The organism is Lentzea sp. NPDC003310, assembly GCF_040610935.1.
Taxonomy (GTDB): Bacteria; Actinomycetota; Actinomycetes; order Mycobacteriales; family Pseudonocardiaceae; genus Lentzea.
The window spans coordinates 332,105-345,426 of the sequence record NZ_JBEXNC010000003.1; the positions used below are offsets into that span (position 1 = coordinate 332,105).

Sequence of the window (13,322 nt, forward strand, 5' to 3'; positions counted from 1 at the left end):
GGTTCGTTCCTCTCTACAGCTTGCGGGACAGGCGACCGGAGATCTGCACGTGCGTCACGGCGTCACCGGGCCCCGTGACGAAGCGGCCGGTGTAGGCCGTGCGCGCCGAGGTGAGCTCGCGCGCGAGGAAGCGGTGGCCGGAGAAGCAGGTGAGTCCGGCGTAGGGCTTGCCGTCGAGCGCCAGCGCCAGGCCGTCGGGCGTGGTGGTGACGTCGAGGGTGAGGGTTCCGTTGACGTACCGGCCGGTGGACCCGGCGGGCGGCGCCACCGGGTCACCGGCGCCGGGCAGGCTGGAGAACGGGTGGTCGCCCACCTCGATCCCCTGGGCTGCCAGGCCTTCCAGCACCGACCGCCACAGCTCGGGGCCGGTGCCGGCGTTCGCGGTGAGCACGACCGCGTCCCCGGTGCCGGGGTCGAACCGCACGTGCGCGGACGTGCCGTCGCCGGTGCCGTCGTGGCCCCACCAGCTCTGGTACCGGGCCCAGCCGAGACCCCAGCCGTCGGCCAGCCCGAACGACCCGACGGCCGCTCCGGCGAGCTGGTCCTCGCACATCCCCTTCACGTCGGCGTCCAGGAGCGCCACCACGTCGGCGGCGCTCAGGGCGAGTCCTCCAGCAGGGTCCTCGATCGGTGGTGCCTGCGGTCCGTCGAGCAGCACCGCCGTCTCTCCACTTCGGACGGTGTGCCCGAGGACGACCTCCCGTTCCCCGGTCCGCGCCACGAACGCGGGGGTGATGCCCAGCGGCTCCAGCACGATGGCGGTCACCGCCTCCGCCCAGCCCATCCCGGTGACCAGCTCGACCAGGTGACCGGCCAGCACGTACCCGGGGTTCGAGTAGGAGAACTGGGCGCCGGGCGGGAACGCCTCGTCGTCGAAGCGCGCCGCCCAGCGGGCTCTGGTGAGGGTCTCGTCCTCCTCGCGTAGGGTGGCGGGCAGCCCGGCCGTGTGGCTCAGCAGCTGCCGCAGCGTCCGGTGCCGGTGAGCAGGGCCGAGGTGCTCCGCGAGGGAATCGTCCAGATCGAGGTCGCCGTCCGCCACCAGGGCCAGCACCGCCATCGCGGTGACCGGCTTGGTGACGGACCCCAGCGGGAACGCCGCGTCCGCCGCGACCCCGACCGCGGACGCCGTCGTCGCACCACCCCGCCGGACCACCAGCTGGGCGCCGGGAACCTGGTGCCGCGCGGCCAGTTCGTCGAGCATCACACGCCCTCCACCAGATCTCGCAGGACCCTCACGGCGTGGTCGGCGACGGCCTGCACGGTGTCGCGGCGGTGCGTGGTGGCCGCGTAGTGCCAGTACAGCCGCAACCGTCCACTCTGGATAGCGCCGACGACCTCCAGCGGCTGGGCCAGTTCCTCGTCCGGCGCCTGGTCGAGCCCGACCGGGTCGGCCACGCCCGCGACCAGTGAGCCGGTGTCCGCGCCGGACCTGCCGTCGACCTGGCCGTGGTAGTTGAACACCACCTGGGCGCGGTGGCCGGTGGGTCCGTCCGGTGCGAGGTACCGCAGCGCGCCGTGTCCGAGTCCGTTGCCCGGCACCGCGCGCAGCCGGCCGCGCACGTGCCGGACCAGTGCGGCGTGGTCCTGACCGGCGACGACGGTCAGGGCCACCGGGAACTTGCTGGTGAACCAGCCGACCGCACCCGACAGGTCCACGTCGGCGAACAGGTCTTCGCGGCCGTGGCGCTCCAGGTCCACCACCACCTGCTCGTCGCCCGTCCAGCGGGCCAGCGCGGAGGCGACCGCGGACAGCACGATCGCGTCCGCGCCGCTGCGCAGCCGTCCGGTGACCTTGCGGGTCAGCCGTTCGGTCTCCTCGGCGGACAGCTCGGTGGAGATCACCTCGGCGGCACCGGCCAGCGGCGGCACCGCGTCGTCCACCGGCAGCGGCACCGGCGCGGGAACCGCCGCCCAGTGCTCGCGTTCCGCGTCCAGCCCGCCCGCCAGGACGTGGTCGCGCAGCCGCGTCGCCCACTCCCGGTACGACCCGCTCGGCGGGGCGAGCTCCTGCCCGTCGTAGGCGAGCGAGAGCTCTTCGAGGAGCACCTGCCAGGACACCGCGTCGACCACCAGGTGGTGCGCGGTGAGGAACAGCAGCGGTTCCTCGCGCTCGAAGTACAGCGCGGTGAACAGCGGACCACCGGCCAGGTCGAAGCTCTCCTCGGCGCGCACGGCGTGCTCGTGCACGACCGCGCGCACCTCGTTCTCCGGCACCGCGGCCAGGTCGTGCTCCACCCAGCGCAGTCGCGCGGAGTCCGGCCGGAACACCTGGCTCCAGCCGCGCGAGGTCCGCTCGAACCGCAACGCCAGGGCGTCGTGCCGGCGCGTCACCGCGACCAGGGCGGACCGCAGCCGTCCGGGGTCCGCGCCGGGCCGCAGCCGGAGCAACGTCGACTGGGTGAAGTGCTCCGGCCGCAGCGGGTGCGTGGCGAAGAACTCGTGCTGGATCGGGGTGAGCGGCACCTCGCCCGGACCGGTGGGCACCGGCGTGCTCTCCTGCTCCGGCAACGACACCACGGGGGCCAGCTCGGCGATCGTCTGGTGCAGGAACAGGTCGCGGGAGCTGAACCGCAGCCCCGCCCTCCTGGCCCGTGACGCCAGCTGGATGCCGAGGAGGGAGTCACCACCGAGCGCGAAGAAGTTGTCCCGCAAGCCGATCGCGTCCACGTCCACCCGCAGCACACCGGCCCAGAGCCCGGCGAGCGCCCGTTCCAGGTCCGTGCTCGGGGCCACCCGGTCCGCGTCGCCGGCCACGACCTCCGGGGCGGGGGCCGGCAACGCACGGCGGTCCACCTTGCCGTTCGGTGTCAGCGGCACCTCGGTCATCGGCACGAACACCGACGGGACCAGGTGCGCGGGCAGCCGTTCGGACAGGTGCGCGCGCAGCGACCGCCCGTCCACCGCAGGCTGCACGTGCGCCACCAGCCGGTCGTCGTGCACGACGACGACCGCACGGCTCACCTCGGCGTGCTCGCGCAGCACCGCCTCGATCTCACCGGGCTCGACGCGGAACCCGCGGAACTTCAGCTGGTCGTCGGTTCGCCCCAGGTGCTCGAGGCGGCCATCGGGCGTCCACCGCACCAGGTCGCCGGTGCGGTACATCCGCTCCCCCGGCTCGCCGAACGGCGAGGCCACGAACCGTTCCGCGGTCAGCGCGAGCCGGCCACGGTAACCGCGGGCCAGCTGGACACCGGCGATGTGGAGCTCGCCGGGCACCCCCGGCGCGACCGGCCGCAGCCGCTCGTCCAGCACGTACAACCGGGTGCCAGGCAGCGGTGGTCCGAGGAGGACGCGCTCCGCCCCGCGCTCGGTCTCCGCGTGCGTGACGCCGATGGCGGCCTCGGTGGGGCCGTACTCGTTGTGCAGCGGCACTTCCAGCACGTCGAGCGCCCGGTCGCGCAGGTCCGCGGGCAACGGCTCCCCGCCGACGAACACGTGTCGCAGCGAACTGCCGGTGTGCTCCTCCTCCACGAACGCGCGCAGCATCGTCGGCACGAACTGGACGGTGGTGACCTGCTCCCGTTCGACGATCTCCGCCAGCTGCGCGGGATCGCGGTCCGCTCCCGGCGGGGCGAGCACGAGCACGCCGCCCGCAGCGAGCGGCTGGAAGAACTCCCACACCGAGGCGTCGAAGCTCGCCGACGTCTTCTGCAGCACCCGGTCGCCCGGACCGAACCCGTAGTGCCGTGCGGCCCAGGCGATCCGGTGCGCGATGCCCCGGTGGGTCATCATCACGCCCTTGGGCGTTCCGGTGGAGCCGGAGGTGTAGATGACGTACGCGAGGGTGTCCGGGTGCACGTCGGGCAGGTCGAGCTCGAGACGCGCGTGCTCCTCGTCGAGCGGCACGACGGTCCGGCCGCCGAACCTCTCCGCCTCGGCGCCGGTGGCGAGCACCAGCACCGCGCCGGAGTCCTCGACCATGTACCCGAGCCGTTCCGCCGGATAGGCGGGGTCGAGTGGCAGGTAGGCGGCTCCGGCGTACAGCGTGGCCAGCAGGCCGGTCACGAGACCGGGACCGCGTTCGGCGCACACGCCGACGACGGTGTCCGGTCCGGCACCCAACGCCACCAGGTGGGTGGCCAACGCGACCGCCCGGCGGTGCAGCTCCCGGTGGCTCATCTCCTCCGTGCCCCAGCACAGGGCGGTGGAGTCCGAAGTGGACTGCGGCGCCAGCAGGCCGGTGAGCGTGGCCCCGGTGACCACCGGAGCGGTCGCCGTCCACTCGCGCAGGACCAGGTCCTCCACTCGCTCCGGCAACGTCGGCACGGTGCGCAGCGACCGGGCCGGCTCCGCGACGGCGTGCTCGAACACCACCGCGAGCTCGGCCAGCAGCCCTTCGGCGGTGGACTGCTCGAACAGCGCCGTGCTGTAGCCGAGCCCGCCGAGGAGACGGCCGTCGCGTTCGATGAAGTCGAACATCAGGTCGTGACCGACCTCGTCGGCGACGAAGGTGAGCTCCTCCACCTCCAGGCCGGGCACGACGGCGGGGCCGCCGGAGGCGTTCTGCAGCACGACCATGGCCTCCACCACGGGGGTGCGGCTCGGGTCGCGCTCGGCACTGACTGCGTCCACCAGCAGCTCGAACGGCACCTCGGCGGCGAACGCCTCCAGCACGGTGGCCCGCACGCGGCCCAGGTGCTCGGCGAACGACCCGAATTCGTCCACAGTGGACCGCAGCGGCACCGTGTTGACGAAGAAGCCGGTCATGTCCTCGACCTCGGCGCGGTCCCTGCCGGAGGTGGCGGTGCCGACGGTCACGTCGTCCTGCCCCGCGCGCCGGGACAGCACCAGCTGCACACCGGCGACCAGCGCCATGAACAGGGTGGCGTCGCAGGCACGCGCCACTTCCCTCAGTCCCGCAAGGACCTCGGCGGGCAGGTCCAGCCGGACCATCGCGCCCGCGGACGACCGCACGGCCGGCCTCGGGTGGTCCGTGGCCAGGTCGAGGGGCCGCCGGCCCGCGAGCCGCTCGCGCCAGACGCCGAGGCGGCGGCCGAGCTCGGCGCCACCGAGCTCGCGCTGCTGCCAGGCCGCGTAGTCGGCGTACTGCAGGCCACGGGGTTCGGCGTCGGGTTCCTCACCCCGTGCGGCCGCCACGTAGAACTCGGCGAGCTGAGTGGTGAGCAGGCCCATGGACCAGCCGTCCGTGGCGATGTGGTGCATCACCAGCGAGAGCACGTGTTCGTCCTCACGCAGGCGCACCACCAGGGCGCGCAGCAGCGGTCCGGTCCGCAAGTCGAACGGCGCGGAGACGGCCTGCCGCACCACCTCGTCCAGCCGTTCCCGCGCCGCGGACAGGTCGACGACGGTGAACGGCACCTCCACCTCCGCCCGCGGCATCTGGAACGCCACGCCGTCGTCGGTGTCGAACACCGTGCGCAGCGACTCGTTGCGGCGCACCAGTCCCGTCACCGCGCGGTGCAGCGCCTCCACGTCGAGAGCGCCGGTCAGCCGCAGTGCCAGCACGGTGTTGTACTCCGCGCTGTCCGGTGCGAAGTCGTGCAGGAACCACAGGCGGCGCTGGGTGTGCGACAACGGCAGCGGCCGCGACCGGTCCGCCGGGGTGATCGGCACCGGGGCCACCGCGGTGTCCAGTGCTGCCACGGCGGCCGCGAACGCACCGGCCGTCGGCGCGTCGAACAGCAGCCGCGGTGAGGGTGCGACACCGAGCCGGGCACGGACCCGCGACACCACGCGGATGCCCAGGACCGAGTCGCCTCCCAGGTCGAAGAAGTCGTCGAGCACACCGACCCGCCGCACGCCCAGCACCTCGCGCCAGATCTCGGCGATCTCCGTCTCGGCCGCGGTTCCCGGTGCCACGTAGGGCTTTCCGGGATCGGCCTCGGTGTCCGGGCTCGGCAGGGCACGGCGGTCGACGGTGCCGCTGGGCGTGTGCGGAAGCTCGTCGAGGACGACGAACGCCGTGGGCACCGCGGCGGCGGGCAGACTGCTGGCGAGGAACGCCCGCAGCTCCGCGGCACCGGGCGCACCACCCGTCGCGGGCACCAGGTAGCCGACGAGCCGCGCCACCCCGGCCGCGTCGGGCCGCACGGCCGCGGCCGCCCGTTCGACACCGGGGTGCCGGCCGAGCGCCGTCTCCACCTCGCCGAGCTCGACCCGGAAGCCCCGGACCTTGACCTGGTCGTCGGTCCTGCCGAGGTACTCGATGTTCCCGTCGGCCCGCCGCCGCACCAGGTCACCGGTGCGGTACATGCGGCCGCCGGGCACGAACGGGTCGTCCAGGAACCGCTCGGCGGTGAGCTCCGGCCGGTTCAGGTACCCGCGCGACACCCCTCCCCCGCCGATGTGGCACTCGCCGGCGATGCCGACGGGAACCGGTCGGCGGCGGTCGTCGAGGACGTAGATCCGCGTGTTCGCCATCGGTGTCCCCACCGGGACGAACGCGGACTCGCCGAGCGGGTCCGTGCCGAGCTGGAACGTCGTCGAGTCCACTGTGGTCTCGGTGGAGCCGTAGCAGTTGACGATCGCGGTGTCCGGGTGCAGCCCGGCCGACACCTCGACGGCGCTGTCGACGTGCCAGCCCTCGGAGCCGACCATGAGGACCCGCAACGCCTCCGGACGGGTGCCGCGCCAGCCGAACTCCGCGACGACCGCCCGCGCGAGCGACGGCACGGTGATCATGAGCTGGGCCTCGCTCGCCAGCATCAGGTCCGCCAGCGCCGCCGGGTCGTCCACCTGGTCGTCGGCGCAGATCACCATCCGGCCGCCGTACAGGCAGGCCAGCACGAAGTCGGAGACGAACAGGTCGACGGACAGGCTGGACACCGACAGCACGACCGGCGCGAGCTCCCGGATGCCGTACCGGCGGTCCCACGACTCGATCATGTGGTGCAGGTGCCGGTGCTCCACCATGACGCCCTTGGGACGGCCGGTGGTGCCGGAGGTGTAGATGACGTACGCGAGGTCGTCGACCGTGCTCTCGTTGTGCGGCACCGTCTCCGGGTAGCCGGAGAGGTCGGTCTCGGCGAGGTTGATCTCACCGGCGTGACCGCGGTCCCGGTCGGTGACGACGACGCCGAGCTCGGCGTCGTCGATCATCACGTCGAGCCGCTCCCGCGGGTAGGAGGGGTCGAGCGGCACGAACGCCGCTCCCGCCTTGAGGACCGCGAGCAGGGCGACGACCGCGTGCACGGTGCGTCCGGTGCACACGCCGACGAGGTCGCCGCGCCGAATCCCCTTGCCGGCCAGCAGGTTCGCGAGCTGCCCGGATCGGCGGTCCAGTTCCGCGTAGGTGAGCTCGGTGTCCCGGTCGGTGACGGCCGGGAGGTCCGGGTACCGCGCCGCCGCGGCGCCGAACCGGCTGTGGATCAGCTCGGGTTCCGGGAAGTCGGCGTCCGTGTCGTTCCACTCCACCAGCAGGCGGGTGGTCTCCTCGTCCGTCAGCAGCGGGAGGTCGTCGACGGCGACGGCGGGGTTGTCCGCGACGGCGCGCAGCACCGTCACGAGGTGACCGGCGATCCGTTCCGCGGTCGCCTCGTCGAACAACGCCGGGTCGTAGCCGATCGACAGGTGCAGCTCGCGTTCGGCGTGGGCGGTGAGGGTCAGCGCGTAGTTCGTGTGCTCCTCGCCGAGGTAGGTCCCGGTGCTCAGGCCGAACCGGGCCGCGGCCTCGCTGTCGTACGGGTAGTTCTCGAAGACCACGAGGCTGTCGAAGAGGTCGGTGCCGCCGGGCACGTCGCTGCACCGCTGGATGCGGTTCAGCGCGACGTGCTCGAACTGCCGGGACTCGACCTGGGCGTGCTGCAGGTCCCTCAGCCAGTCGACGACCTCGGCGCGGCCGTCGAGTCGCACCCGCACCGGCACGGTGTTGATGAACGGCCCGATGATCGACTCGACGCCGGGCAGGTCGCCGGGACGGCCGGCGACGGTGGCGCCGAAGCAGACGTCGCGTTCCCCGGCGTAGCGGCCCAGCAGCACCGCCCACGCGCCCTGGACCAGGGTGTTGACCGTGATCCTGGCGTTCCGCGCGGTGTCGTACAGCGCCCGGGAGTCCGCCGCGGACAGGCTGAGCCTGGTGTCCCGCGTGGTCCGGGAACCGTGGGCCCGCACGGGTGGCCGGTCGTAGGGCAGCGCGGTGGGCACGGCGAAGCCGGCCATCACCCGGCGCCAGTACCTCTCCGCCTCCTCCGGGTCCTGGTCCGCGAGCCACGCGAGGTGGTCGCGGTAGGGCCGCCGCCGGACCCGCGCGTCCGGCGTGACGCGGCCCGTGCCGATCGCGTACTCGGTGAACACATCGGACAGCACGCCGGCGAAGCTCCAGCCGTCGACCATCATGTGGTGCACCGACCAGAAGAGCTGCACGGCGTCGTCGGTCAGCCGGACGACGTGCAGGCGCAGCAGCGGTGCGCTGCCGAGCCCGACCTCCCCCGACCTGATCTCGTCCCAGCGCCGGGCCAGTTCCGCGTCGCGGGCGGCCGGGGTCAGGGCGCGGAGGTCCACCTGCTCGACCGGCACGGCGGCACGCGCGTGCACGACCTGGACCGGTTCGGCGACGTCCTGCCAGCGCACCGACGTGCGCAGCACGGGTGTCCGGTCGACGACCCGCTGCCACGCGGCCGCCATCTCGTCCACATCGGACACCCCGCCGACCCGCAGCCCGAAGTGGCCGGTGTACATGTCCCGCCCGGTGCTCGCGAGCGAGTGGAAGAGCATGCCGGCCTGCGCGGGGCTCAACGGGTAGACGTCCTCGATGTCCCCGGTGGCGATCAGGTCCACTGTGGACTGGTCGAGTCCGGCCAGCGGGAAGTCCGAGGGCGTGAACCCGCGCGAGGACGGCTCGGCGCAGTGCCGCACGATCTCGCGCAACGCCTCGGCGAAGCGCTCGGCCAGCGCGCGGATCGTCCGCTCGTCGTGGATCCGGCTCCCGTAGGTGAAGTGCAGGTCGAGCCGGCCGCCGGCGACCACGCTGTTGATCTCGACGAGCTGCGGCCGCACCTGCTCCGGCGCGCGTTCGGCACCCGGTACGGGCAACCTGGTGCCGAAGAGACCCGAGTCCGGGCCACCGGCGTCCATCCGCCCGAGGTAGTTGAAGCTCACCTCCGGCGCGCGCCCGGCGTCCAGCCCGTCGCCGAGGTAGCGCAGGGCCCCGTACCCGATGCCGTTGCGGGGCACGGCACGCAGCTGCTCCTTGACGGACTTCAGCACCGCGCCCCAGTCGCCGGACGCGGGCAGCGTCAGCGAGACCGGGTACAGGGTGGTGAACCAGCCGACCGTGCCGGACAGGTCGATGCCGGGGAGGACCTCCTCGCGGCCGTGGCCCTCCAGCGCGATCTCGGCCACCCCGCCGCCGGTCCACTCGACGAGCGCGGTGCCGAGCGCGCTCAGCAGCACGTCGTTGACCTGCGTCCGGTACGCCTTGGGAACGTCGCGCAACAGCGCCTCGGTCTCCTCCTCGCCGAGCCGGACGAGCACGGTCGCGGCGTCGGCGACGGTGTTGGTGCCGTCGTGGTCCAGCGGCAGCCGCACCGACGACGTGGCCGCGCGCCAGTGCTCGAGCTCCTCGTCGAACGCACCGGAGCGCACCAGGCCGGCGAGACCGGAGGAGTACTCGGCGAACGAGGTCGTGCGCGCGCCCAGTTCGACCGGGGTGCCCGCGAGGGCCTGCCGGTAGGCCGCGTCGAGGTCGCCCAGCAACACCCGCCACGACACGCCGTCGACGACGAGGTGGTGGATCGCCAGGTACAGCCGGGAGGCGCGGTCCGCACAGGCTGGGAACAGCCTGCTGCGCACCAGCGGACCGGTCGCGAGCGGGAAGTCCCGCTGGGCCCGCTCCACCTCCGCCGCGATCGCCGTCTCCGCGTCCTCCACAGTGGACAGGTCGACGACCCGGTGCGCCGCCTCGGCGAGCGCGCGGGGATCGGCGTCCGGCGGGATCTCCAGGCCCGCGCCTCCCGTCACGCGGGCGCGCAGCATGTCGTGCCGGTCGAACACGGCCGCCAGCGCGGCGAGCCACGCCCGCTGGTCCAGCTCGTCCGGGAGCTCGACGAGCACCGACTGGTTGAAGCGGTCCGCGCTGGCGGCGAGCTCGGTGGAGAACCAGTGCTGGATCGGCAGCGCGGTGACCTCGCCGGTGACCCGTCCCGCCTCGGCCCTGCCCGCCACGACCGGGACCGCGACGGCCGCGAGCTCCGCGATGGTCTGGTGCAGGAACGTCTGCTTGGGCGTGATCGTCCAGCCCGCGTCCCGTGCCCTCGCCACGACCTGCAAACCGAGGATCGAGTCGCCGCCCAGCTCGAAGAAGTTGTCGCGCACGCCGGCCTCGGCCACGCCGAGCAGGTCGGCCCAGATCCGGGCCAGCGTCTGCTCGGCGGGCGTGACCGCGGCGACCAGCTCGCCGTCCTGCCGCACCACGGGGTCGGGCAGCGCGGCGCGGTCGACCTTGCCGTTCTGGTTGAGCGGCAGGCTTTCCAGCGACACGAACAGCGCGGGCACCATGTGCTCGGGCACCTGCCGCCGGACGTGGTCGCGCAACGCCGTGACGTCGAGCTCGCTGACGACGTACGCCACCAGGCGCGGGGATCCCTGCGTGTCCGGGCGGACCACCACCGCGGCCTCCGCCACCTCGTCGTGGCCCGTGAGGACGTTCTCGACCTCGCCGGGCTCGATCCGGTAGCCGCGGATCTTCACCTGGTCGTCGGTGCGGCCGAGGAACTCGAGCTCCCCGGCGGCGGACCAGCGGGCGCGGTCGCCGGTGCGGTACATCCGGGTTCCGGGCGCGCCGTACGGGTCCGCCACGAACCGTTCGGCGGTGAGCGCGTGCCGCCCGAGGTACCCGCGGGCGAGCGCCTGGCCGGACAGGTAGAGCTCGCCGGGCACCCCGGCGGGCACCGGGCGCAGTGCCGCGTCGAGCACCCGCACCGCGGTACCGGCCAGCGGACGGCCGATCGGCACGACCGCGCCACCGGACAGGGGTTCGCTCATCGCGGCGCACACGGTCGCCTCGGTCGGGCCGTAGGCGTTGATCATGCGCCGCCCGGCGGACCAGACCGGCACCAGCGCCGGCGGGCACGCCTCCCCGGCCACGACCAACGTGGTCACGGTCGGCAGCGCCGCCGGGTCCAGCACGCGCAACGCGGTGGGCGGCAACGTCACGTGGGTGATCCGGTGCCGTGCCACGAGTTCCGCCAGCGGCTCGCCCGGCATCAGGTCACCGGCGTCGGCGACGACCAGGGTGGCGCCGGTGAACAACGCCATGCCCAGCTCGGAGATCGCGGCGTCGAAGCTCGGCGAGGCGAACTGCAGCACCTTCGCGTCCCGCCGCACCGCGAACCGCTCGGCCTGGCGCCGGACCAGGCCGTGCAGACCGGCGTGCGTGACGACGACACCCTTGGGGCGCCCGGTCGAGCCGGACGTGTAGATCACGTACGCCGGGTGCCCCGGCCGCAGCTCGTCGTTGCGCACCGGCGCGGCGGAGAGCAGGCCCAGGGTGGCGATGACCTCGGGCGAACCGAAGGAGATCAGCCGCACGCCCTGGAGGACCTTGCCCATCCCGCCGCCCGCGATGGCGAGTACCGGCCGTGCGTCGGCGAGCACGTACTCGAGGCGTTCCTTGGGGTGGGCCGGGTCCAGTGGCAGGTATGCGGCACCACTGCGCAGGACCGCGAGCACCGCGACGACCTGGCTCGCCGAGCGCGGCAACGCGACGGCGACGACCTTCTCCGGCCCGGCGCCGTGCATCATCAGGAACCGCGCCAGGCGGTTGACCTTCTCGTCCAGCTCGGCGTAGGTCAGCGTGGTGTCGCCGTACTCCAGCGCGGGTGCGTGCGGGGTCTCGGCGACGCGGGCGGCGAACAGGTCGCCCGCGGTGACCGGGTCGACCGCGGCACCGGAGACCGGCCACTCCTCGACCAGCAGGGCGCGCTCGTCGTCGTCCATTATGGACAGAGCGCCGATCGGGGTGCGCGGTGCGGCGGCGATCGCCGTCAGCAAGGTGCCGAGGTGGCGCGTGATCCGGCGCGCGGTGGCGGCGTCGTACAGGTCGGAGTTGAAGGTGAGGAAGCCCGCGAGGCCCTCGCCGTCCGGGAAGAAGTCGAACGCGAGGTCCGTGCTCGCGGTCAGCAGCGGCGGCGTCACCTCCTCGAGGCGCAGCCCGGGCAGCTCCACCGCTCCCACCGGGGCGTTCTGCAGGTTCACGACGACCTCGGTCAGCGGCGACCGGCTCGGGTCGCGGTCGACCTTCAGCAGGTCGAGCAGTCGCTGGAACGGCAGTTCGTCGTGCGCGAACGCGTCCAGCACGGTCGAGCGGACCTCGCCCAGCAGCTCGGTGAACGTGCGGTCCTCGGCGATCCTGGACCGCAGGACGACGGTGTTGACGAAGAAGCCGACGAGTCGTTCGGTCTCCACGCGGTTGCGGCCGGACCGCGCCGTGCCGACGGCGACGTCACCGCTGCCGCTGTAGCGCGCCACCAGCAGCTGCACCGCGGCCGCCAGCACCATGAAGAGCGTGGCCCGCTCCCCCGCGGCCAGCTCCCCGAGCCGTGCCGTGGTGTCCGGGCCGATCGCGAACCGGCAGGCGTCGCCCGCGGACGTGCGGACCGGCGGACGTGGCCGGTCAGTCGGCAGGTCCACCGGCCGCAGCCCGGCGAGCTGCGCCGCCCAGTACTCCTCGTCCGCGGCGAACGTCCGGTCCCGTTGCCAGGCCGCGAAGTCCGCGTACTGCACGACCGGTGGCGCCACGACCCGCCCGGCGTACCCGGACGTCAGCTCGTCGGCGATCACGCCCATCGACCAGCCGTCGGTGAGGATGTGGTGCAGGGTCAGCACCAGCACGTGGTCCTGCGCGGACATCCGGACCAGCCGGACGCGGAACGGTGCCGCCGCCCGCAGGTCGAACGGGACGCGCGCCTCGGCGTCGAGCAGGTCGCCGAGCGCCTCCTCCCGCTTGCGGCCGGGGCCGGGGCGGCAGTCCTCCACGAGGAGCTCCACCTCGGTCGCCGGACCGACCAGCTGAACACCCTGTCCGTCCACAGTGGAGAAGCGGGTGCGCAGCGGCTCGTGCCGGGCCACCAGCTCGGTGAGCGCGCGGCGCAGCGCCGTGAGGTCCAGCTCGCCGTGCAGCCGCAGCACCCGCATCGAGGTGTACTCGACGCTGCCGGGATCGACCTCGTGCAGGTACCAGAGCCGTTGCTGGGCGGGCGAGAGCGGCGCCGGCCGGTCGCGCGGGACCCGCGGGATGTCGTCGGGCGTGCGGGGCAGCGGCGTCTCACCGGCGAGGCGGCGCCGCAGCTCTTCTTGGACGTGCGCGGGCAACGCGGCGATGCGTGCCGCGCGGGACGTCGAGGTGTCCACAACTCTCTCCATGT

2 protein-coding genes are annotated in these 13,322 nt (G+C 73.5%); both read right to left on the bottom strand.

Going from position 1 to position 13,322, the window contains the following annotated elements:
- Positions 1-13: 13 nt before the first annotated feature.
- Positions 14-1,201, bottom strand: a complete 1,188-nt coding sequence (locus ABZX02_RS06745; protein WP_355295545.1) for a serine hydrolase domain-containing protein — start codon at positions 1,199-1,201, stop codon at positions 14-16.
- A complete protein-coding gene (locus ABZX02_RS06750; RefSeq protein WP_355295546.1) occupies positions 1,201-13,320 on the bottom strand; it encodes an amino acid adenylation domain-containing protein in 12,120 nt (4,039 codons plus the stop codon). The genes ABZX02_RS06745 and ABZX02_RS06750 overlap by 1 nt, the downstream gene beginning before the upstream one ends.
- Positions 13,321-13,322 lie beyond the last annotated feature (2 nt).